The organism is Rhodopila globiformis (genome assembly GCF_002937115.1).
GTDB classification, from domain to species: Bacteria; Pseudomonadota; Alphaproteobacteria; order Acetobacterales; family Acetobacteraceae; genus Rhodopila; species Rhodopila globiformis.
This window is the reverse complement of the sequence record NZ_NHRY01000254.1, coordinates 23529-45331: the sequence shown is the minus strand read 5'-3', so window position 1 is coordinate 45331 and position 21803 is coordinate 23529. Positions and strand designations below refer to the sequence as shown.

At 67.9% G+C, this 21803-nt stretch carries 18 protein-coding genes and 1 pseudogene; 13 read left to right on the top strand and 6 right to left on the bottom strand.

Going from position 1 to position 21803, the window contains the following annotated elements:
- Position 1: 1 nt before the first annotated feature.
- Complete coding sequence (locus CCS01_RS26765) at positions 2–1291, bottom strand: NAD(P)/FAD-dependent oxidoreductase (protein WP_104521822.1); 1290 nt, start codon at positions 1289–1291, stop codon at positions 2–4.
- A 114-nt stretch (positions 1292–1405) separates the two neighbouring features.
- Here CCS01_RS26765 and CCS01_RS26760 point away from each other — a divergent pair, with 114 nt between their 5' ends.
- From CCS01_RS26760 to CCS01_RS33235, 5 genes are read left to right on the top strand one after another with little or no spacing between them, the layout of a single operon-like run.
- Positions 1406–1792, top strand: coding sequence for an ArsR/SmtB family transcription factor (locus CCS01_RS26760; RefSeq protein ID WP_338050006.1), 387 nt, complete (start codon positions 1406–1408; stop codon positions 1790–1792).
- On the top strand, positions 1792–2127 hold the full coding sequence (locus CCS01_RS26755; RefSeq protein WP_104521821.1) for a rhodanese-like domain-containing protein: 336 nt from the start codon (positions 1792–1794) through the stop codon (positions 2125–2127). Before CCS01_RS26760 ends, CCS01_RS26755 begins: the two co-directional genes overlap by 1 nt.
- 22 nt (positions 2128–2149) lie before the next feature.
- Positions 2150–3139 carry an efflux RND transporter periplasmic adaptor subunit gene (locus CCS01_RS26750; RefSeq protein WP_104521820.1) on the top strand — a complete coding sequence of 330 codons (990 nt, stop codon included), beginning with the start codon at positions 2150–2152 and terminating at the stop codon, positions 3137–3139.
- Positions 3136–6363 carry an efflux RND transporter permease subunit gene (locus CCS01_RS26745; RefSeq protein ID WP_104521819.1) on the top strand — a complete coding sequence of 1076 codons (3228 nt, stop codon included), beginning with the start codon at positions 3136–3138 and terminating at the stop codon, positions 6361–6363. The genes CCS01_RS26750 and CCS01_RS26745 overlap by 4 nt, the downstream gene beginning before the upstream one ends.
- Positions 6364–6384: 21 nt before the next feature.
- A complete protein-coding gene (locus CCS01_RS33235; RefSeq protein WP_146101981.1) occupies positions 6385–6678 on the top strand; it encodes a hypothetical protein in 294 nt (97 codons plus the stop codon).
- Positions 6679–6781: 103 nt separating this feature from the next.
- Here CCS01_RS33235 and CCS01_RS26740 read toward each other — a convergent pair whose 3' ends face one another.
- Both CCS01_RS26740 and CCS01_RS34465 read right to left on the bottom strand, forming a co-directional pair.
- Positions 6782–7714 (bottom strand): bifunctional helix-turn-helix transcriptional regulator/GNAT family N-acetyltransferase, encoded by a 933-nt coding sequence (locus CCS01_RS26740; protein WP_104521818.1) that lies wholly within the window; start codon positions 7712–7714, stop codon positions 6782–6784.
- Between the two features lie 188 nt (positions 7715–7902).
- Positions 7903–8289, bottom strand: coding sequence for a hypothetical protein (locus CCS01_RS34465; RefSeq protein WP_193540171.1), 387 nt, complete (start codon positions 8287–8289; stop codon positions 7903–7905).
- Between the two features lie 170 nt (positions 8290–8459).
- On the opposite strand from CCS01_RS34465, the gene CCS01_RS26730 reads away from it, so the two are divergent.
- Together CCS01_RS26730 and CCS01_RS26725 are read left to right on the top strand one after the other, a co-directional pair.
- Entirely contained in the window at positions 8460–9455 is a 996-nt protein-coding gene (locus CCS01_RS26730; RefSeq protein ID WP_338050005.1) for a crotonase/enoyl-CoA hydratase family protein, read from the top strand.
- 66 nt (positions 9456–9521) lie between these two features.
- Positions 9522–10958: a cryptochrome/photolyase family protein gene (locus tag CCS01_RS26725; RefSeq protein ID WP_456307623.1), complete on the top strand. Its 1437-nt coding sequence runs from the start codon at positions 9522–9524 to the stop codon at positions 10956–10958.
- Positions 10959–11433: 475 nt separating this feature from the next.
- On the opposite strand, the gene CCS01_RS26720 is transcribed toward CCS01_RS26725, so the two are convergent.
- Positions 11434–13155, bottom strand: coding sequence for a pyrroloquinoline quinone-dependent dehydrogenase (locus CCS01_RS26720; RefSeq protein ID WP_104521815.1), 1722 nt, complete (start codon positions 13153–13155; stop codon positions 11434–11436).
- A 216-nt stretch (positions 13156–13371) separates the two neighbouring features.
- Positions 13372–13815, bottom strand: a complete 444-nt coding sequence (locus CCS01_RS26715) for a putative quinol monooxygenase (protein WP_104521814.1) — start codon at positions 13813–13815, stop codon at positions 13372–13374.
- A gap of 321 nt (positions 13816–14136) precedes the next feature.
- Between CCS01_RS26715 and CCS01_RS26710 the strand changes: the two genes are divergently transcribed.
- The 6 genes and pseudogenes from CCS01_RS26710 to CCS01_RS26685 all read left to right on the top strand — a co-directional run.
- Positions 14137–14955: a threonine/serine exporter family protein gene (locus CCS01_RS26710; protein WP_104521813.1), complete on the top strand. Its 819-nt coding sequence runs from the start codon at positions 14137–14139 to the stop codon at positions 14953–14955.
- Between the two features lie 5 nt (positions 14956–14960).
- A complete protein-coding gene (locus CCS01_RS26705; RefSeq protein ID WP_104521812.1) occupies positions 14961–15422 on the top strand; it encodes a threonine/serine exporter family protein in 462 nt (153 codons plus the stop codon).
- Between the two features lie 162 nt (positions 15423–15584).
- Entirely contained in the window at positions 15585–16880 is a 1296-nt protein-coding gene (locus tag CCS01_RS26700) for an MFS transporter (RefSeq protein ID WP_104521811.1), read from the top strand.
- 563 nt (positions 16881–17443) lie between these two features.
- Entirely contained in the window at positions 17444–19204 is a 1761-nt protein-coding gene (locus CCS01_RS26695) for an ATP-binding protein (RefSeq protein WP_104521810.1), read from the top strand.
- Between the two features lie 10 nt (positions 19205–19214).
- Positions 19215–20837 (top strand): tetratricopeptide repeat protein, encoded by a 1623-nt coding sequence (locus CCS01_RS26690; RefSeq protein WP_104521809.1) that lies wholly within the window; start codon positions 19215–19217, stop codon positions 20835–20837.
- 71 nt (positions 20838–20908) lie between these two features.
- Positions 20909–21115: pseudogene (locus CCS01_RS26685) on the top strand (transposase); the annotation flags it as partial.
- A 343-nt stretch (positions 21116–21458) separates the two neighbouring features.
- Here the strand turns inward: CCS01_RS26685 and CCS01_RS26680 are convergent.
- The gene (locus tag CCS01_RS26680) at positions 21459–21686 is read right to left on the bottom strand and encodes a hypothetical protein (RefSeq protein ID WP_146101979.1); all 228 of its coding nucleotides are present in this window, start codon (positions 21684–21686) and stop codon (positions 21459–21461) included.
- Positions 21687–21803: the final 117 nt, after the last annotated feature.

Here is a 21803-nt window from a genome sequence, read left to right as displayed (position 1 = left end):
GTTACACGGGGTCGAATTTCGTCTCTTTCAGCTTGGCGACATTGAGCACCCGCAGCATGACCTTCTCGGCCATCGTCTCGGCGTTGCCGGTGCGCACCTTGTGCAGGAAGTATTTCTCGAACGCGACCTTGGCGAAATGCACCCAGGTGCCGCGGCCGGACCAGTTGAAGTTGCGCGGCGGGATCTGCGGCTGCGCCACGAAGGCGACGCCGCCGTTGCCGAAGTCGGCCAGGCACACCGCGTTCCAGGTGGCCTGCTCACGCGGCGCCTGGCCACGCAGCAGCGCCCCGATGTTGTGCGCCGTGGCGGTGACCATCGATTCGATCATGAAACCCGTCTTCGGCACGCCCACCGGCACCGGCGTCGGCCCCGTCGGCGGGATCGCCACGCAGACGCCGATGGCGAAGACGTTCTGGAACGTCGGGTTGGCCTGGTGCTGGTCCACGATGATCATGCCGCGCGGGTTGCTCAGCCCGTCGATGCCGCGCACCGCCGCCACGCCGCGGAACGCCGGCAGCAGCATGGTATAGCCCGACGGCAGCTCGTGCGTCTTGCGCAGCTTGCCGTCTTCGTCGACTTCCTCGACCGTGACGCTGTGTTCGCCCACCGCCGTGACGCGGGCGTTGGTGATCCACTTGATGTGCCGCTCGCGGAACTCGCTTTCCATCAGGCCCTTGGTGTCGCCGACGCCGTCCAGGCCCAGGTGGCCGATATACGGCTCGGGCGTGACGAACGTCATCGGCACCCGGTCGCGCATCTTCCGCCGGCTGAGCTCGCGGTCGACGATGTAGGCGAACTCGTACGCCGGCCCGAAGCACGACGCCCCCGGTGCCGCGCCAATAATGATCGGCCCCGGGTTCTTGCAGAATTCCTGGAACCCCTGCCACGCCTGCTCGGCATGGTCGATGTGGCAGATCGACTGGGTGTGCGCCTCCGGCCCGAAGCCCGGGATCTCGTCGAACGCCAGGTCGGGGCCGGTGGCGATCACCAGGTAGTCGTACTGTACGGAACTCCCGTCGCGCAGGGCGATCCGGTTCTCCTTCGGGAACACGCGCTCGGCGCCCTGCGGCAGCAGCCGCACGCCCTTGCGCCGCATGATGTCCTCCAGGTCGATCTCCAGGTGCTTGCGCTCCCGCCAGCCGACGGCGACCCAGGGGTTGGACGGCACGAAATGATAGTGCTTGCCGTCGTTGATCAGGGTCAGCGTATCGCCGTCACGGAGCTGCGGAACGAGCTCATAGGCCATCAGCGTGCCGCCAAGGCCGGCTCCCAGGACCACGACATCCGCCATATTCCGTTTCCCTCTATGTTGCCCGGAGCGTCAGTCACTCCGGGTTGCAGTTGATGCTTGACCTTATATACGAAGATGCGTATCTTCGCAACCATGAAAATAGAGCCAGACGCCATGGAGAATGCAGCCGAGCAGGCAAGCGAATTGCTGAAGTCGCTTGCCAACCGCCATCGGCTGCTGATCCTGTGCCAGCTCGTCGACGGGGAACGTTCCGTAGGCGATCTGGCGGCATTCCTCAAGACCCGCGATTCCACCGTCTCGCAGCATCTCGCCCTGCTGCGCAAAGACGGCCTGGTGCAGGCGCGGCGGGAGGCGCAGACGATTTATTACTCGATCGCCTCGTGCCCGGCGCAGCAGGTGCTGGAAACGCTGTTCGCGATCTACTGCTCGCCGACGCCGATCTGCGGCATGGTGCCCGCCCCGGCGGAGTCGAAACCGCCGCTGCGTGAGCCTGCGGCGGCCCAAAGGACCCCAACGAAGACCCCTACGGAGACCAAGTAATGTTCTGGAAAAAGTCCGCCTCGTCGCAGCCCAGCCTGATCGAGCTCGACCCCGCGGAGGTGAATGCCCGGCTTGGGCGCGGCGAGATCATCCTGGTCGATGTGCGGGAGCCGAACGAAATCGCCGCCGAGCGAATCCCCGGCGCCCAGTCGATGCCGCTGTCGCGGTTCAACCCGGAGGCGCTGCCGAAGGGCGAGGTCGTGCTGACCTGCCTCGGCGGCAAGCGCTCGGCCATGGCGGTGTCGCGCTGCCGGCAGGCGGGCGTGCCGGTGAACACGCACATGCGTGGCGGACTGTCGGCGTGGAAGGCCGCGGGACTGCCGACCACGCGCTGACGGCACACCCCGGGAGACATCCATGTTCAAGCTGACTGGCCTCGCCGCCGCGCTGCTCGCGCTGGCCACCGCGGCGCATGCGCAAACGACGTTCACCGTCGCGCTGCGTCCGCTGGCGGACGAAAAAGCCGTGTTCGCGACGGTGGAAAGCCGCAACGTCGTGCCGGCGCGCGCGCGTATCGGCGGCACCGTCGTCGAGCTGACCGCGCATTACGGCGACGAAGTGAAGGAGGGCCAGCAGCTCGCCGTCGTCGGCGACCAGAAGCTGCAACTGCAGATCCACGCGCTGGATGCCCAGATCCAGGGTCTGCGGGCGCAGCTCGCCGAGGGCCAGGTTGACTTCAGGCGCGCCGAATCCCTGGCGCGCAGCGGCGCCGGCTCGCGCCAGGCGCTCGACCAGGCGCGCACCGCGCTGGACGTGGCCAGCAGCTCGCTGGCCGCCCGCATCGCCGAGCGCGACGTGGTGGTGCAGCAGATGCGCGAGGGCGCGGTGCTGGCGCCAAGGGACGGGCGCGTGCTGCAGGTGCCGGTGACCCAGGGCACCGTGGTGATGGCCGGCGACACGATCGCCCGCGTCGCCGAGGCCAACTACGTGCTGCGCCTCAGCGTGCCGGAGCGGCATGCCAAGTTCATCCATGTCAATGACAAGGTCCGCCTCGACGGCGCCGACCTGGGCACGGAAGGCCCGGTGTTCGGTACGGTGGAGCTGGTCTATCCGCAGATCCAGGACGGCCGCGTCATCGCCGACGCCACCGCGCCCGGCATCGGCCATTACTTCGTCGGCCAGCGCATCCGCGTCTGGGTCAACGCCGGCGACCGCCCGGGCTATGTCATCCCCGAGCACCTGATCCACAGCCGCTTCGGCCTGAGCTACGTCAACCGCCGCGCCAGCGACGGCACCGTGATCGAGATCCCGGTCCAGCGCGGCCGCGACATGCCGACGCCGCAGATGCCGGACGGGGTTGAAATCCTCTCCGGCCTGCAAAACGGCGACGTACTGGTCGCGCCATGAACCTCGGTCTCTCCGGACGGCTGACGAAGGCGACGCTCCGCTCGCCGCTGACGCCATTGTTTCTGCTCGCGGCGCTGGCCGTCGGGCTGATCGCCATCCTGACCATCCCGCGCGAGGAGGATCCGCAGATCCACGTGCCGATGGTGGACGTGATGGTGTCCACCAACGGCCTGCATGCCGCCGACGCGGCGGAGCTGGTGACAAAGCCGCTGGAAACCATCCTGACCGCCATCCCCGGCGTCGAGCATATCTACAGCCAGACGCAGGACGACCAGGTGATGGTGACGGCGCGCTTCGTCGTCGGCACCAACGAGGACGACGCCGTCCTGCGCGTGAACAACAAGATCGGCAACAACCTGGACCGCATCCCCATCGGCATCCCAAGGCCGCTGGTGGTGGGCCGCGGCATCAACGACGTCGCGGTGATGGTGCTGACCCTGTCGCCGAAGCCGGACGCCGCCAATCGCTGGACCCAGGCGGACCTGACGCAACTGGCGCAGAAGCTGCAGACCGAGCTGGTGAAGATCCCGGACATGGGGATCACCTACATTGCCGGCGACGATCCCGAGGAAATCCGCGTCGAGCCCGATCCCGAGAAGCTGTCGCTGTTCGGCGTCACCTTGCAGCAACTGGTCGCCAAGGTGCGCGACGCCAACCGCTCCTTCGTCGCCGGGCACGTGCGCGACGCCGGGGTGGAGCGCTCGGTCGCCGCAGGCCAGACCCTGCTGGGCGTGCCCGACATCGGCCTGCTGCTGATCGGCACGCGCGACGGGCGGCCGGTCTATGTGCGCGACGTGGCGCGCGTGGTGGTGGGCACGAGTCCCGTGGATGCGCGCGTCTGGAACATCACCCGCGACAAGTCCGGCACCTGGCACCGCGCCCCGGCGGTCAGCCTGGCGCTGGCCAAGCGCCCGGGCGCCAACGCGGTGGTGATGTCGGCGGCGGTGCGCGAGCGGCTCAAGACCCTGGAAGGGACGCTGGTGCCGTCCGACGTCTCGGTCAACATCACCCGCGACTATGGCACCACCGCCAACGACAAGGCGAACGAACTGCTGTTCCACCTGGCGCTGGCGACCGTCTCGATCGTCGTGCTGATCGCCTTCGCCATCGGCTGGCGCGAGGGCGTCGTGACGTTGGTGGTGATCCCGACCACCATCTTGATGACGATGTTCGCCTCCAAGACGATGGGCTACACGATCAACCGCGTCAGCCTGTTCGCGCTGATCTTCTCGATCGGTATCCTGGTGGACGACGCCATCGTGGTGGTGGAGAACATCGCCCGCCACTGGGCGATGGGCGACAAACGCGGCCGCGCCCAGGCGGCGATCGAGGCGGTGGCGGAAGTCGGCAACCCGACCGTCGTCGCCACCCTGACCGTCGTCGCGGCGCTGTTGCCGATGCTGTTCGTCTCTGGGCTGATGGGGCCGTACATGGCGCCGATCCCGGCGAACGCCTCGGCGGCGATGATGATCTCGTTCGTCGTCGCCATGGTGATCGCGCCCTGGATGATGCTGAAGCTGGCGCCGAAAACGCCGCTGCACGGCCACGCGGGACGGCATGACAAGGGCTGGTTCGGCCGGGTCTACCGCTTCGTCGCCACCCCGCTGGTCGCCAGCCGCAAGCGGGCGTGGACCTTCCTGCTGCTCGTCGGCGGCGCCACGCTGGTCGCCTGCTCGGCGTTCTATTTCGAGGCGGTGACGGTCAAGCTGCTGCCGTTCGACAACAAGTCGGAGCTGACGGTGCTGGTGGACCTGCCCGAAGGCAGCAGCCTGGAGACGACGGAACAGGCGCTGTTCGCCGCCGACCGCGTCGCCCGCGCACTGCCGGAGGTCACCGAGATGCAGGCCTATGCCGGCACCGCGCAGCCGTTCGACTTCAACGGCCTGGTGCGCCACTACTACCTGCGGCAATCGCCGGAACTGGGCGAGCTGCATGTCCAGTTGCAGCCGAAGGAACAGCGCGACCGCAGCAGCCATGCCATCGCGCTGGATCTGCGGCATCGCCTGGACGCGGAATTGAAGCTGCCCGCGGGCAGCGTGATCAAGGTGGTGGAAGTGCCGCCCGGCCCGCCCGTCCTGGCGACGCTGCTGGCCGAGGTGTATGGCCCCGATGAAGCCACCCGCCTGGCCACCGCGCAGGAACTGAAGAAGATCTTCCGCAGCGTGCCGTTCATCGTCGATGTCGATGACAGCTTCGGCCATCCGCGGCCGCGGCTGCGCATCTCGATCGACCAGGACCGGCTGGAATACTTCGGCGTCGAGCAGAGCGACGTGTACGACACCATACAGGCGCTGTTCGGTGGCCTGCCGGTTGGCTACTCCTACCGCGGCGAGGACCGCTATCCGCTGGACATCGTCGTCGGCCTGCCGAAGCGCGACCAGAGCTGGACGGAGCAGCTTGCCTCCACGCCGGTGCCGGCCAACACCCTGCCGGGTGCTCGCGGCGTGGTCGAACTGGGCGAGGTGGTGCAGGCCAAGAACGAGATGGGCAGCCGCGTGCTGTTCCGCCGCGACGGGCACTTCGCCGACATGGTGATGGCCGAGCTGGCCGGCCGGTTCGAGGCGCCGATCTACGGCATGCTGGCGGTCGACAAGGCGGTCGAGGCGCACGACTGGGGCAAGCTGCCGCGGCCGACGGTTTCCTTGCGCGGCCAGCCGGACGACGAGTCGAAGCCGTCGATCCTGTGGGACGGCGAGTGGGAGATCACCTACGTCACCTTCCGCGACATGGGCGGGGCGTTCATGGTGGCGCTGGTGGGGATCTACGTGCTGGTGGTGGCGCAGTTCGGCAGCTTCAAGTTGCCGCTGCTGGTGCTGGTGCCGGTGCCATTGACGCTGATCGGCATCGTGTTCGGCCACTGGCTGTTCGGCGCGCCGTTCACCGCGACCTCGATGATCGGCTTCATCGCGCTGGCGGGGATTATCGTGCGTAACTCGATCCTGCTGATCGACTTCATCCGCCACACGCCGCAGGCCGGGATGACGCTGCGGCAGGTGGTGCTGGAGGCCGGGGCGATCCGCTTCAAGCCGATTTTGCTGACCGCGCTGTCGGCGATGATCGGGGCGGCGACGATCCTGAGCGACCCGATCTTCCAGGGGCTGGCGATCTCGTTGCTGTTCGGGCTGGCGTCGTCAACGTTGCTGACGGTGCTGGTGATCCCGGCGATCTACGTGGTGCTGCGTGATCCGGAGCGCGTGCTGGTGCAGCAGACCGTGGAGGCGTGAGGGAGGGGCGCGGGGAAGGCGATGCCGGCCGGAACCCGCGCCCGTTCTGTCGAGGGAAAGGAGCCGCAAAAGGTGCGGCGATTCAGCAAGGGCGGCGCGCATCCCGGTGGGGGCGCGCCGTTCTGGCGTACTGAGGGCCGGACCGTCAGCGGCTTTCGCTTCGGCATGGCGGGAGCCGGTCTCGCCGGCCAATGTCCGTTACGGGGCAGAGCGGTTGAAACCGGAGAACATTTGTGTACATTTATGGTTGTTTTCATGCCGCAACCAGACACCCACACCGGGGCTGAGATCGTTTTGAAAATCGACCACGAATGAACACAAATGGTATGATCGTGCTGGACTGGTCATGCAGACAGGGCGGCCCGAACCGATCACCGCGGCACAACCCAGGACAGGTCACTGGTCCGGATCGTTGATATTACAGTGCCAGTTCCCAGGTCTCGCTGACGACGTCCTGGCCGAACGCGCGCTGCGGTTCCGCCGCCACGCAGCGGAACCCGGCCTGCTGGTAGATCCGCCGGGCCGGCACCAGCACATCGTTTGTCCACAACGTGATGGTCCGGTATCCCTTTTCTTTGGCAAAACGGATGCATTCCCCGACCAGCCGCCGCCCGAGGCCGGTTCCGCGCACCGCCGGTTCGAGATACAGCAGCCGCAGCTTCGCCACGGCGTCGGAGACGCGGACGACGAAGACCGATCCCATGACCGCGCCGTCCTGCTCGACGATCCAGCCGCCGTCGTGGCGCGGGTCGAATGCCGGCATCATTTCGGCAAAGATCTGAGCGAGCAGCGCCTCGAAGCTTTCGTCCCAGCCGTATTCCGCGTTGTACAGCACCGCCTGCCGGTGGATGATCCAGCCGATGTCGCCGAGACGCGGCGGCCGGAGCACACACGGCGCCGGCGCGTCGTGACGCATCAGCCGCTCGACGGTCTGCATGGCGCCGATCAGGTCCGCCATCTGCGCCGGCGCCATGCGCCCGATCATCGACAGGACCTGCTGCTGCGACGCGCGGTCCAGCGGCGCGAATGCGGCACGGCCGGCCTCGGTCAGGGCGATGACCGACTGCCGGCCATCGTGCGGCGCGGCCGATCGGCTGATCAGGCCCCGCATTTCGAATGATTTCAGGATGCGGCTGAGGTAGCCCGCGTCCAGCCCGAGATCGCGGCAAAGCTGCGTTGCCGTCAGCGTGGTGCCGCAGGCCAGTTCATACAGGATGCGGGCCTCGGTCAGCTGGAAGCCGCTGTGCAGCAGCCCTTCGTCCAGCAGGCCAAGTTGGCGCATGTAGAACCGGCTGAACCCGCGCACCGCCGCGACCGTTTCGGTTGGTGATGGAACGGGCTGCCGGCGCATGCTGATCCCTCCCTGGATGGAGGTTAGCCATATAGTTGACCCCGTCAATTATATGATCGTGCGCAATGCTGTGAGCATGGGCACGGAACGCAGCGGGGCGTGCCGTCTGCAGGATGGATATCGGCCGGTTCACACGGGGCCAGGAGCGGAAGGCACAGCGCGCGCGTCAACCGGCCTGACGATGCCGGTCAGTGGTGCCCCCCGAACCCGCCGCCGTGGAACCCGCCGCCGTGGAACCCACCGCCGTGGAACCCACCGCCGTGGAACCCGCCGCCATGGAACTCGCCGCCATGGAACCCGCCAAAGCGCCCGTAGCCGCGCGGGCCGGCGAAACCGGGATGGAAATGATGATAATAGCCGCCGTAGTAGCGCCCTCCCCACACCCCGTAACCAAAGCCGAGGCCGAACGGATAGCCATAGCCATAGGGATAGCCATAGCCATAGGGATAGCCATAGCCGTAGGGAGCGCCATAGCCGTAACCGTAGCCATAGCCGTACGGCCCCCCGGCCGCGCAGCCCGCGGTCAGCGTCACCAGCAGGACGGTCGCGGCCAGACGCGGGAAAACACGGCTCATCTTGCCACCTCTTGCCTCTCCGTCTCCGGCGATTCCGCCGATGCGGCAGGAACCGATGACGTTCCGGAAACGACTGACTCTTCGCCCGCAGCGGTCGAGCCAGGACCTTGGCCGGCGGGCACCGGCGCAATCGGCACGGACCACAAAGCCTGCCGAATGCGCGTGCTCTCATGGTGGTGATGCAAGGCCGCGGGTCCAAGACACGTCCTCGACATCGCGGCATCGCCGGCCCAACCTTGCCAACCGCCGATGGCGCCGCCATGAAGCAACACAGATCGGCACAGCAAAAAATCAACCGGAGGACGGACAGCATGGATTTCGAGCAGATCACCTACGAGGTCAGCGGCACCACCGCGATCCTCACGCTGAACCGGCCCGAGCGCCGCAACGCCCTGAGCGGCGCGCTGCTGCGCGAACTGAATGCCGCGCTGCTGGAGGCCGACGAGCACAACGCGGTGCACTGCGTCGTGCTGCGCGGCGCCGGCCCGCATTTCTGCGCCGGCGCCGATCTGACCGAATACTCCAGCGGCCGCGGCCCGGAGTATCGCGGGCGGCAGGAAATCGACGACGACGTCTGGCGGCTGGAGCAAGGCCAGCGGCTGCGCATCCAGATCTTCGACATGCACAAGCCGGTCATTGCGCAGGTGCATGGAACCTGCATCGGCATCGGCACCGAGCTGGCCTGGTTCTGCGACATGATCATCGTCGCCGACGATGCCCGCATCGGCTTTCCGCCGACGCGCGACCTCGGCACGCCGCCCGGCTCGATGTGGCTGTATCACTGTGGCCCGCAATGGGCGAAGCGGCTGCTGCTGACCGGCGACAGCCTGACCGGCAAGGACGCCGCCGCCATCGGCCTGGCGCTGAAATCCTATCCGGCGGACCAGTTGCAGGCCGAGGTGATGCGGCTGGCCAACCGCATGGGCCTGGTCGATCCGCACCTGTTGTCGGCCAACAAGCGGATCGTCAACCTGGGCCTGGAGCTGATGGGCGCGCGCACCGCCCAGCGCATCGGCGCCGAGATCGACGCCCGCGGCCATCTCGCCCCCAAGGCACGCGCCTTCCGCGAGACGATGCGCGAGCACGGCGTCAAGCACGCCTTCCGGCAGCGCGACGCGGCCTTCGGCAGCGGCTATGCCGCAGTCACCGGCCCCGATCCGGACTGATTGGGGCGGTGCGGCTCCGACGCGATTTCCGGATGACGCCGCCGGAACCATCGCTACATGGGAGCCATGACCAAAGCCGCCGATCGACCCGCCATCCTGTGGTTCCGCAACGACCTGCGCCTTGCCGACCACGCCGCACTGTACGCCGCCGTTGAGACCGGACGCCCGGTCCTGCCGGTGTTCATCCTGGACGATGCCGCCTCCGGCGCCTGGAAGCCCGGCGGCGCGGCGCGCTGGTGGCTGCACCACAGCCTGGCGGCGCTGGGACAGGCGCTGGAAGGGCTCGACGCCCGGCTCGTGCTGCGCCGCGGCGACAGCGTGGCGGTCCTGTCCGGCCTGGTTGGCGAGAGCGGGGCGGCGGACGTCTTCACCGGCGGCATGGCGGATCCCTGGGCGCGCCGGATCGACCAGGCGGCGGCGGAGGCGCTGGGCAGCCAGGGCGCGCGCCTGCACCGGATGCGCACGACCACGCTGTTCAATCCCGAGTCGATCCGCACCAAGGCCGGCGGCGCCTATGGCGTCTATACGCCGTTCGCCAACGCCTGCCTCGCGCTGGGTGGCCCGAAGCCGCCGCTGCCGGCGCCGCGCAGCCTGCGTGCCGCGGCGCGGGACTCGGAGCGGCTCGGCGACTGGGACCTGCTGCCGGCGAAGCCCGACTGGGCGGCGGGCCTGCGCGCGGCCTGGACGCCGGGCGAGCATGGCGCCCTGGAGCGCGCCGAAGCCTTCCTGCGGCACGGCCTTGGCGCCTATCCCGCCGCGCGCGATCGGCCGGCCGACGACGGCACCTCGATGCTGTCGCCGCACCTGCATTTCGGCGAGATCTCGGTCGTGCAACTGTGGCACATGGCGCAGCGCGGCCCCGGCGGCAAGGGCCGGGAGCTGTTGATCCGGGAACTGCTGTGGCGGGAATTCTGCGCCAACCTGCTGTGGCACCACCCGATCCTGCCCGACGCGCCGCTGAAGCCGGCGTTTGCCGCCATGCCCTGGCGCGACGACCCGGCGGGCCTCGCGGCATGGCAGCAGGGCCGCACCGGCGTGCCGATCGTCGATGCCGGGATGCGCCAGCTGTGGCGGATCGGCTGGATGCACAACCGGGTGCGCATGATCGTCGGCAGCTTCCTGGTGAAGCACCTGCTGATCCCGTGGCAGCAGGGCGAGGCCTGGTTCTGGGACACGCTGGTGGACGCGGACCTGGCGAACAATGCCGGCAACTGGCAGTGGGTGGCGGGCTGCGGCGCCGACGCCTCGCCATGGTTCCGCATCTTCAATCCGGTGCTGCAAGGACGCAAGTTTGATCCCGAGGGCGACTATGTGCGCCGCTGGGTGCCGGAGCTGGCCAGGCTGGAGGCGCGCCACATCCATGCGCCGTGGGAGGCGCCGCGGCCGGTCCTATCGCAGGCCGGGATCACGCTTGGCCAGACCTATCCGGAACCGGTCGTCGACCTGGGCGCCGGGCGGGAACGGGCGCTGACGGCGTTCCGGCGGATCCGGTCGGAGGCGTGAGGGGTGGGGTTGCTGTTCCAGTTTGTTGGGATAATTTAATATCTGTTCTGGATGTGCGGGGTGACGCACCGCAGGCTCGGCCGGGCCGGCTTGCCAACCCAGATGGGGCCGGGGCGTGGCTGACACCGCATTTCAACACGGAGAAAACGAAGAGTCCACGAAGCGCCACGGAGAAGAATAACGTTGCGCTTCGCGCGAAGCGCCCGGCATTGCCGCATGAAGCCAACCGGCCGAGAGTGTTGTTTTTCCGGAATGTCTTCGTGGCCTTCCGTGAATCCTTCGCTCCCTCCGTGTTGAAAATCGGCCGGTGCGGCAAGCACCGCCGGAGAACAGTGGGCACCGCTGCCGCGGCGGCCGGGCCGTATCACCGCATGCTGTAGTTGCACATGCCGATCGAACGCACCACCCCCGTCATGCCGCAACGAAAAACCCACGGCCGGATGACCGTGGGTTCCCCGGCCGCCACGCTGCGCCGCTACGGCAGCGCGTAGACGTTGAGCGTGCCGCCGTTCATCGGCATGCTCTTGAACGGCTCGCCGAACAGGATTGCCAGGTTCTGCGAGACATAGGAGCCCCAGCCGGTCGTCACGGCGATGTACTGCTTGCCGTTCACCGCGTAGGTGATGATCCCGCCGTCGTGGCCGATGCCATCGTTGTGCGACCAGAGCTTCTGCCCGGTCTTGGCGTCGAGCGCGTCCAGCATGCCGTCGGCGCCGGGCACGAACAGCAGGTCGCCCTTGGTCGCCAGCAGGCTGGCCATGGGCGGATACTTGTAGTTGACCTCCCACACTTTCTTGCCGGTGATCGGGTCGGTGGCGTTGATGTGGCCATACGCCGCCGCGTGCCCGGGCGGCGCGATCGGCGTGTAGGTGGCGCTCATGTACACTTCGCCGGAGTAGTCGTTCGGCTTGCGCAGTCGTTGCGCCTCCATGTTCTGGCACCATTCCTGGCCGATCTTGTAGTACAGGCCGGTGTCGGGGCTGTAGGCGCCGGAATTCCAGCTGATCGCGCCGTCGACTGCCGGGCAGACATTGTCGTGCTTGCCAATGGTGATGTCCTTCCGCCCCTCCAGCTTGCCGGTGTGGGGATCGACCCCCGTCACGAAGTTGGAGGTTTCGCCGAGATGCCAGACGTTCTCGACCTTCAGCGGTCCCTCGCCGATGTCACGGTTGTAGACGTAGATGTAGCCGCCCTTGTTGGGGTGGACGACGTAGTGCTGGCCGCCACGGTCGAGCATGACGAACTCGCCCACCGCGCCGTCGAAATCCCAGCTGTCATGCGGCACTTCCTGGAAAAACGACTTCAGCGCGCCGCTGTCGGGATCCAGCGCGACAACGCCCGAGGTATAGAGATTGTCGCCGGGCCGCCGCTCGAGGTCGTAGTCCGGCGCGGGATTTGCCGTGCCCCAGAAGACGGTGTTGGTGGTCTGGTCATAGGTGCCGGTCATCCAGCCGCCGCCACCGCCGGTCTTCCAGCTGTCGTTGCCCCAGCTTGCGCGGGAGCGCTCGTCGCCGCCGATGGTGTCGAACTGCCAGACTTTCTTGCCGGACTTGGCGTCGACGCCGAAGATCGGGCCGCAGCAGCCGGCCAGCTCGCCGCCGTTGGCGCCGATGATCACCTTGTCCTTCACCACCAGCGGCGCGCCGGTGAAGCCCTTGGCGCCCTTGGCGACGTCGATCAGCTTGACATCCCACTGCGGCTGGCCCGACTTCATGTCGACCGCGATCAGCCGGCCGTCGGTGGTGCCGACATAGAGGTTGCCGTAGCCCGCCGCCACGCCGCGGTTGTACGGGTTGTACGGCGTGGCCGTCGAAATGTCCTCATTGATTTTCGGCTTGAAGGTCCAGAGGAATTCGCCGGTCGCGCCGTTGATCGCCCAGATCTGGCTGCCGGCCGTGGTGTAATAGATCGTGCCGTCGATCGCCAGCGGGAAGGACTGGATGCCGCCGTGCGGGCTGGCGCCCGGGTTGTGCATCCAAACAAGTTGCAGTTGCTTGACATTGCTGCTGTTGATCTGATCCAGCGCGCTGTAATGCCAGGAATTATAGTTTCCGTGGTACATCACCCAGTCATTCGGGTCCTGGTTGGCCTTGAGCAGCGCGTTGCCGTCCAGCTCGGCCGCCCTGGCCAACGGGGCGGTTCCGATCAGCAGGGCTGCGACTGCCAGTGCCCGAAGCAGCCAATCACGTTGGTTCATGAATGTTCCCCCTGTTTTTTGTTTACGCAACGGAGTGTTTGCCGATCATGCTGCGGGCCCGATGTTCGGACGGGCACCAGCCGGTTGCCTCCGCGCGCGTGCACGACCATAGAAGCCCGGCGCCGCCTGGCAACACAAATCGCCCACAGCAACGTCCCGGGCCGAAGCGGGCGGACTGTCGCCAGCGTCCGGGGCTGATGACAGTCCGCCGTAGCGTCAGCGGATGAATCCGGCAAACGGCGATTCATAGTCGGGATGCAGCGGCTCGATCGCCTTTTTCGCCGCGGCGTCCGGATCGCCATAGACCACGAACCGTATTTCCTTCTGCGTCTCGCCGAGTTCCTTGCCGAACTGCGGCAGCACGTCCTTGACATGCGCGACCACGGCATCTGAGTTCTTGTACATCTCGAGGACGTCGAAGGTCTTGCCGTCCGCGCGCATGCTCCAGTAATAGGCCAGCGTTCCGGACTCGCGATGCACCGCCGCAATGACCTTCTTCACGGTCTCCCTGAAGGCCTGCTCCTGCCCCGGCAGGATCTCGCCGGTGTAGGTGAACGCGATCTTGCTGGTCTTGTTGCCCTGGTCGAGCGCCTGGCTTTGTGCCGCCAGCGGAATGGCGACGGCGCAGGCGGCAAGCAGGGGCAGGAACGGAATTCGCATGACTGGACCTCCTGTGTTGTTCTTATTGGGTTGAAAGCCATTGGACGATCGCGGCGTGCCCTCCGGCCCTGTGGCACAGTGCTCCACAGCCTGACACCCATAGACCGATTCCCGTTGCCGGAACACGGATCACAGCCACGCCTCGCGGCATGATGACGCCGTTGTGCTTGTTCCACCATAGCCGAGCCCTCCAGCACAGCCACCCGCGCGGCCACCCGGTGGGCGATGCGCCACGGCGCGGTGGACAGGGCGGCACGATCTCCGCTTGAAGGACGCCGCCGGCGCCACGCCGGCGCCGCACCATCACGAAACGGTTGATCCATGACCCTGCCTGCCGCGCCACCCATTCCGGACGTGCACGATCCGCACCATCACCGCCACCGCGACCTCGAGCAGATCGCCATGGCCTGTCTGGCCTGTGCCCGGATGCTGATGGAAACCGGCAGCCGGGCGATGACCGTGCACGAATGCTGCCGGCTGCTCGCCACCGGCCTGGGCGTGGAGATCATGGGCACGCGCGTCGGCTACGCCTCGATCACCGTGACGCTGGTCAGCGGCGCCAACACCATCACCCGGATGGTGACGGTGCACCGCCACGGCATGGACCACCGGCTGAACCAGGCGGTCCGCCGGCTGGTGGTGACGGCGGCGCAATCCGCCGTGCCGCCCGCGGATATCATGGCGCAGCTGGATGCCACGGTGACGACCTCGCCGCGCCATCCGCTGGGGGTCGTCGTCGGCGCCGTCGGCCTGGCCTGCGTGGCGTTCGGCGGCCTGCTGGGGGTCGACCGCCTGGCGTTCCTGCCGGTATTCGCGGCCAGCGGCGCCGGGCAGTTCGTGCGGCACGGCCTGCTGGCGCGCGGCATCAATCCCTACGTTGCCATCGTAACGACCGCGTTCACCGCCGCCTTCCTGTGCGGCACGCTGGCGCGGCTGGCCGGCAGCGGGACGGTGAATCTTGCCGCCATCGCATCGACCCTGCTGCTGGTGCCCGGCATTCCCGCCACCAATGCCCAGGCAGACATCCTGGACGGCCTGCCGACGATGGGCAGCGCCCGGGCGGTGTCGGTGCTGATGGTCATGGTGTTCACCACGACTGGCATTTTCGCCGCCCAGGGCGTACTGGGGCTGCTGCTGTGACTCCGATGCTGGCGCACGTCGCGCAGTACGCGGCGTTCGGCGGGATCGCCGCGGCCGGCTTCGGCGTGCTGTTCAATTTCGGCCGCGCGGCGCTGCTCTGGTGCGCCGCGAGCGGCGCGATGGCGCTGGCCATCAGGACCGTCGCGCTCAATGCCGGCTGGAACCTGGAAGCCGCGTCGCTGGTGGCGTCGGCCGCGGTCACCGCCTGCGCCGTCGGATTGTTGCGCCGCCAGCTCGGCACCGCGGCCCCGGCGGTGGCTGTCGCCGGCTGCATTCCGATGATCCCGGGCGCCTTTTTTGCCCAGGCGCTGCTGGAGATGTTCGAACTGACCCGCGCCCATCCGGTCAACCCCGAGGCGCTGCTGGTGACCAGCACGATCTCCGTGCTGCATGTCGTCTTCACCCTGTTCGCCATTGGCGCCGGCGTGTCGATCCCGGTGCATCTGCTGCGCGGGCGCGAGTTCTGACCAGGGCGTTGCCGTCCGGCGCGCTGGCGGATATCCATCTCATGGTTCAGGAACGGCATGATGCCAGGCCGCGTTCAGGCGTCCGGCAGCCTTGCCGCGGACGCGTTCGGGGCCGGCCGCGCATGAGCCGGCACGGCAATAATAACCAAGGGACGGAAACCCATGCCCAGAGCACGCTGGATCATGATCATCATGTGCTGCCTGGCGAACACGATCAATTACATCGATCGCGCCAACCTGGCCGTCGCGGCGCCGACGATGCAGCAGCAACTGGGGCTCGACGCGGCCACGATGGGCCTCATCCTGAGCGGATTCTTCTGGACCTATTCGTTCATGCAGATGCCGTTCGGCTGGTTCGCCGACAGGGTCGGGGCGCGCATCTCGATGGCGGTGGCGGTGCTGTGGTGGTCGGTCTTCACCGCGCTGACGTCAGCGGCCCGCAGCGCCGCGACGCTGCTGGGCTGCCGGCTGCTGCTGGGCGTGGGCGAGGCCGGGGCCTATCCCTCGATGGCCAAGGTGGCGGCCAACTGGTTCCCCAGCAACGAGCGCGGGTTGGCGTCCGCGATCTTCGACAGCGGCTCGCGCATCGGCGCCGCCCTGTCATTGCCGCTGGTCGCCTGGCTCATCGGCGCGTTCAGCTGGCAGACCTCGTTTGTCGTCACTGGCGCACTGGGCGTCGTCTGGGCGGTGGCCTGGATCCTGATCTACCGCGATCCCGAACGGCATGCCTCGGTGGCGCCGGAGCAACTGGCGCGCCTGCAGGCCGAGCGCCGGGCAAAGGGCGCCGCGGAGGCGCATGTCCCCTGGAGCTCCCTGTTCCGCTACCGGACGATCTGGGGCATGATGATCGGCTTTTTCTGCCTGAATTTCGTCATCTACTTCTTCATCACCTGGTTTCCCACGTACCTGGTGAAGGCGCGGGGCTTTTCGCTGGCCCAGCTTGGCACCCTGGGCCTGCTGCCCGGGCTGGTGGCGATCCCCAGCGGCTGGCTCGGCGGGCTGGTCTCCGATCGGCTGTACCGCCATGGCTGGAGCCTGACGGCGGCGCGCAAGACGTGCCTGGTCGGGGGCATGCTGATGTCGTCGGTCATTACCTTCTCAGTGTTCGCGCCGAACGTCTACGTGGCGCTGCTGTGCTTCGCGATCGCCTATGGCAGCCTGGCGTTCACGGCGGCGAGCATCTGGTCGCTGCCGGGCGACGTCGCGCCGACACCGGGCCATGTCGCTTCCATCGGCGGCATCCAGAACTTCGCCTCCAACCTTGCCGGCATCGTTACGACGACGTTCACCGGCGTCATGCTGACGATCACCAGCGGTTCGTTCGTCGTGCCGCTGGTGGTGGCGGGGGCGTTCTGCGTCCTGGGGGCGGCGGTGTATCTGTTCGTGGTTGGCGAGATCGCGCCGCTGCCGCCGCTGAGCCATGATGCCGGCACCGGCCGGGGCTATGCCAAGCCGTAGCGGTTCAGGCGGCGACGGGTGCGCTCCGCTGGAGGGGTGCGCTCCGCCGGTGGTTCATGCGGTGGATGGCACCGATAAAACGCCAAGACGCCAAGTTCATGGCCAGCCATCCGCCGCCTGCCGCGATCGAGGCCATGACCGGCAGCCGGGCTTGCTCAGACCATCACGATACAAGATCGTCCTCGATCATCGGGCGATCGTCCGGGCCTGCGGATATTCCCGAGGCGTGTGCGTCCGATAGGGACACGCCAGGCCATGATGGAGAGGGAGACGATCTCGCTCACGCAGCCATCGGCACCAGCGAGTCCACATTTTTAGAGGGTGCTCGCGTAGCCATACACGCGGACAAACGCAAGACGCCATCATCCAGTTCAAGCCTGCATTGCGCCGGCGGCCAAAGGCGGTGCCCGTGATGACGCCAATGCCACGCTCGCCGCCGCCGGCCACGACGCTAACCGTATCGATCAACGACAGGCATTGCAATTCTCCCCATGCCCTGCACGAAATTAGTGCTAAACCGTACGTACCCTGTTACGGAAGGATCGTCACAGCCTGGAGTTTCCATGTCAGTGCATGCCCCCGTCGCCGCCCTGCGCGTGGCCAACGAAGCGTTTCTCGTGTCCAGCACGATCGAGCGCTGCCCAAAGACCATGATGATTCGTGAACTTGTGGTGAATGCGATCGAAGCCGCGGCAACCGCGACAGCCGACAAGGTCGTGGACATCACGTCGGCCACCATCGACGGCGCGCCCAAGCTGTGCGTCCGCAACACCGGCCGCGGCATGTCGGCGGCCGAGCTGGACCGGATCTGCGACCTTGCCTCTTCGCTCTACAAGGAGAACAGCCTCGACGCCAACTTCGGCATGGGCGCCAAGGTCGCCTCGCTGCCGTCGAACAAGCACGGGCTACGCTATCGCTCCTGCAAGGACGGCATCGCCAGCGAGGTCATCATGTGCCAGCGCGACGGCGTCTATGGCCGCCTGCGCCGTGGCGAGGCCGCCGACGGCAGCCCGATCGAGGTGATCGACGTCACCGCCGCCTGCCGCGCCGAGGGCTGCGACCTGTCGCAGGACTGGACCGAGGTGGTGCTGTTCGGCCAGTCGCCGGCGCAGAACACGGTCGTCGACCCCTATGCCGGCAATCCGCGGATGGCGCCGGACTGGCTGCTCGACACCCTGCTGCTGCGCTTCTTCCGCACGCCGCCCGCGGTGACCCTCCGCCTGTCGCCCGGGATCACCGGCGGCGGGGCGCCCTGCACGCTGCGGACGCTGGACGACCTCGTCCGGCTGGCGGCGCAGTCCGAGGTCGTGGAGACGCCCAGTGGCATCCGCATCCACTACCGCTACGACCCGGAGGCGCAGGATGGCGGCCGGCCGGCCATCGGCCACGGCCACCCCGGCGCCATCGGCTGCATCGTCTACAAGAACGAGATCTACGACCCGCGCACCGGCAGCCGCTGGGTGCTGGACGCGCCGACATACGGCATCCCGTTCGGCGCGAAGTTCTGCTCGGTGTTCGTCGAGCTGCCCGACGACTACCTGGTCCGCCCCGAGGCCTACCGGCAGTTCCTGCGCTTCCGCGGCGGCGACCAGCGGCAGGTGTTCCTGCGCGATTTCGGCCAGCTGGTGATGACCTACCTGCCCGGCTGGCTGAAGGCGGTGATCCGCTCGCACGGCCCGCAGCAGCAGCAGTTCATCGGCGAGGTCGAGGACGAACTGCGCACGCTGCTGATGGAGCTGGAGATCGCGCCGGAGTTCAAGCCGGCGCCGGGCGCGGTGCCGCCCAAGCCGGCCGAGGCCAAGGCGCCGGCGGAAAAGCCGGCCGGGGAGACGAAGCCCGCCACGCCGCCGGCGCCGCCACCGCCGCCGAAAAAGAATTTCGAGCGCCCGCCCGAAATCATCAGCCTGGATGACGAGGCGCTGATCGAGGAACGCGGCCTGAACGGCCGGGCGGGAAAGTTCTATCCGACCTCGCACCAGCTGTTCGTCAACCTGCAATATCCGGCGGTGCAGGCGGTCGCGGCGCAACTGGAGGTGGAGTTCGACTCGGCGCTGAACCACGAACGCATGCGCAGCGTGGCCCGAAGCGTCGCCGGCTGGGCGGTCACGCGGCGGGTGGCGCGGGCGCTGGTGTACAGCCTGTCGAAGAAGGCGGCCGGCTGGCCGGCGGAGGATGTGAAGCGGGCGCAGTCGCCGGAGACGTTCAGCCTGGTGGCGGATGACTGGTCCTCGGTGATCGAATCGGCGCGGCTGCGCATGCAGGAGGACCTGGGGACGGACTGGCAGGCGGCGAAGGCGGAACCCGACCTGGCCGCGGCGGCCTGAGGAGACGACAATGGCGGATATTCTGGAGACCCTGGCCGATCCGACTCGGCCGCAGGACGCCGTGCGCGCGGCGCGGGAGAGGCTGAGGCAGGGCGACCTGGACGACGCGGAGCGGGTGGTCCGGTTCGCGCTCGATTTCAATCCGGCGGATCCCGGGTTGCTGCACGTGCGCGCCGATATCGCCGCATGGCGCGGGCAATATGATGCGGCGGTGGCGTGGCTGGAGAAGGCGATCGAGGCGAAGCCGGGGGATCTCGGCCTGCGCCACCGGATGATCCAGCTGTACCAGGAGCAGAACAACCTGGCCGCGGCCGCCGAGGCGGCGGCGCAGGCGCTGGCCATCGCGCCCGATGACGCCGGGCTGCTGCGCCGCATGAGCGAGGTGGCGGCACGGCGGGGCGACATGGCCGGAGCGCTGGAATGGGCGCAGCGGGCGATCGAGGCGGCGCCGGATCATCCTGTCAGCTATTTCAACCTCGGCCTGGTGCACCAGATCAACGGGGACTGGGCGGCGGCGGTGGCGGCACAGCGCCAGGCGCACGAACGCGCCCCGGCGGATGCGGGACATGTCCGCCGCCTGAGCGAGCTTGTCTTCCACCAGGGGGATACGGCGCGCGCCTTCGAGTTGGCCGATTCGGCGATTGCGATGCAGCCCGACCAGGCCGCGAACCATCTGCATCGCGCCCGCCTGTCGATCATGCAGTCCGACCTGGCGGCGGCGGAAACCAGCCTGCGGGAAGCGTTCGCGCTTGCGCCGGAGGATTTCCAGGTGCTGCGCAACATGGTCGATGTCGCGACGCGGCGGGGCGAGACGGAACAGGCGCTGGACCATCACCGGCGCATCGAGTCGCTGCGGCCACGGGATCCGGCAGCCTGTGATGTCCTGGCGTCATTATATTTGCACAACCGCGATCTGCCGGCGGCACGGCAGGCGCTGGAGCGCGCGCTGGAACTGACCCCGGACGATGCCCGGCTGATGCGGCGGCTCAGCGATGTTGCCTCGCAGCAGGGTGACTCGGCCGCCGCCCTGTCGTGGGCCGAGCGTGCGATCGCCGGCAGGCCGCATGATCCGCATGGCTACAATCAGCTCGCGCAGGTCTGCCTGCGCAGCGGCGACGTCAATGGCGCCGTCGCGGCCATGGCACGGGGCGTGGAACAACTGCCAAACGACACATTCCTGATGCTGCGGCTGAGCGACATCCTGTGGCAGCGTGACGAGATTGCCGTGGCCTTTGACTGGGCCAATCATGCGGTGGCGACGCGTCCGCTGGATCCGGGCGGCTACAATCATCTGCACACGCTGTATCTGCGCTGCGGGGACCTGCCGCAGGCCGAGGCGGTGCTGCACAAGGCCCTGGACCTGGCGCCCGCGGATACGGGCCTCATGCGCCGGATGAGCGAATGCCTGGCGCGCAGGGGTGACCACGCGGCGGCGCTGGCCTGGGCGGAGAAGGCGGTGGCGCGGCGGCCGCATGAGATGGCCGGGCATAAGCTGCTGGCGGAGCTGCATCTGCAGGGTGGGGATCTGGCGGCGGCGGAAGCGGCGGCGCACAGGGCGGCGGCCCTGGCTCCGGCGGACAGGGCGGTGCGGCGCTGCGTCGATTACATCGCGCTGCGGCGGGCGGCGGCGTAGCGGCGGCACGCTGCGTGCGTGGGACGGGCGGCCGCGGGCCGCCCGGGAAGTTGGGCCAACCGGCATTGGGAATGCCCGTTGGCCTGCCGCCGCGGCCCGGGCACAAGCTGGGTTGCCGCCATCCGCGTGTGCCCGACCGCTCGGCCATGGATGCGATCTTCTTGGTGCTGCGTTCCGGCTGCCAATGGAATGCGCTGAAGGAGACGCGGATCTGCTCGTCAGCGCACCGGCGCTTCCAGGAATGGACCAAAGCCGGTGTCTTCGGGGCGTTCTGGCGCGGGGCGGCGGCGGGCGCCCCCGTCGGCGACGATCCGGCGGGCGGTTCCGGCGTGCAGATTCGCTGACTGGGACAACCCCGGGCCTGGCTTCCGTCAAGCTTGTTCGCCCCGAAAATGATGCATCCCCGCACGGGCGCGATCGCTGCCGATCGGCGCGTCCCTGGCTTTGCCGCATGGCTATCAGGATAGGGCGGCTGTTGGAGAAGGATTTGGCACCCGGTCCGTTGCCTCACCGTCATGGCCGGGCGTGTCCGGGCCATCTGCGCTTCGACAGCGGGGGATAGATGGCCGGGACACGCCCGGCCATGACGGTGAGGGAGAAGACCTTGCTCCGCCGGACGCCCTATCCTGATACGCATGGGGCTTTGCCGTTCCACAGCCGCCAGTGCAGCCGGTCGATCTCCGTGACGATCACCGCCTTCGCCGCCCGTGGCGGATCATCCGCCGGGAGACCGCCGGCGATTTGCTCGAGGTGCCGCAGCCGCATGGCGACGCGGAGCCAGTCCAGGATTGGCGCCTCCTTGACGCCGGCGGCCTCCCGGCCTGAACCGCCTGGCCGCGGGTGCCACAAGCCATCCGCCTGACCGATGCGATACCAGATTGAACCCGTCAGGCGCACTGCTCGCCAGGGCGGCTATCCGGACTGGAATGCCGGCGGTTTCGTTCCGCCAGTCAACACCAATCCCGG

Bases quoted from the DNA above. Each gene is read 5' to 3' on its own strand.
- CCS01_RS26765 (WP_104521822.1), bottom strand. From the start codon at position 1,291: ATGGCGGATGTCGTGGTCCTGGGAGCCGGCCTTGGCGGCACGCTGATG.
- CCS01_RS26760 (WP_338050006.1), top strand. From the start codon at position 1,406: ATGGAGAATGCAGCCGAGCAGGCAAGCGAATTGCTGAAGTCGCTTGCC.
- CCS01_RS26755 (WP_104521821.1), top strand. From the start codon at position 1,792: ATGTTCTGGAAAAAGTCCGCCTCGTCGCAGCCCAGCCTGATCGAGCTC.
- CCS01_RS26750 (WP_104521820.1), top strand. From the start codon at position 2,150: ATGTTCAAGCTGACTGGCCTCGCCGCCGCGCTGCTCGCGCTGGCCACC.
- CCS01_RS26745 (WP_104521819.1), top strand. From the start codon at position 3,136: ATGAACCTCGGTCTCTCCGGACGGCTGACGAAGGCGACGCTCCGCTCG.
- CCS01_RS33235 (WP_146101981.1), top strand. From the start codon at position 6,385: ATGCCGGCCGGAACCCGCGCCCGTTCTGTCGAGGGAAAGGAGCCGCAA.
- CCS01_RS26740 (WP_104521818.1), bottom strand. From the start codon at position 7,714: ATGCGCCGGCAGCCCGTTCCATCACCAACCGAAACGGTCGCGGCGGTG.
- CCS01_RS34465 (WP_193540171.1), bottom strand. From the start codon at position 8,289: ATGAGCCGTGTTTTCCCGCGTCTGGCCGCGACCGTCCTGCTGGTGACG.
- CCS01_RS26730 (WP_338050005.1), top strand. From the start codon at position 8,460: ATGGTGGTGATGCAAGGCCGCGGGTCCAAGACACGTCCTCGACATCGC.
- CCS01_RS26725 (WP_456307623.1), top strand. From the start codon at position 9,522: ATGACCAAAGCCGCCGATCGACCCGCCATCCTGTGGTTCCGCAACGAC.
- CCS01_RS26720 (WP_104521815.1), bottom strand. From the start codon at position 13,155: ATGAACCAACGTGATTGGCTGCTTCGGGCACTGGCAGTCGCAGCCCTG.
- CCS01_RS26715 (WP_104521814.1), bottom strand. From the start codon at position 13,815: ATGCGAATTCCGTTCCTGCCCCTGCTTGCCGCCTGCGCCGTCGCCATT.
- CCS01_RS26710 (WP_104521813.1), top strand. From the start codon at position 14,137: ATGACCCTGCCTGCCGCGCCACCCATTCCGGACGTGCACGATCCGCAC.
- CCS01_RS26705 (WP_104521812.1), top strand. From the start codon at position 14,961: ATGCTGGCGCACGTCGCGCAGTACGCGGCGTTCGGCGGGATCGCCGCG.
- CCS01_RS26700 (WP_104521811.1), top strand. From the start codon at position 15,585: ATGCCCAGAGCACGCTGGATCATGATCATCATGTGCTGCCTGGCGAAC.
- CCS01_RS26695 (WP_104521810.1), top strand. From the start codon at position 17,444: ATGTCAGTGCATGCCCCCGTCGCCGCCCTGCGCGTGGCCAACGAAGCG.
- CCS01_RS26690 (WP_104521809.1), top strand. From the start codon at position 19,215: ATGGCGGATATTCTGGAGACCCTGGCCGATCCGACTCGGCCGCAGGAC.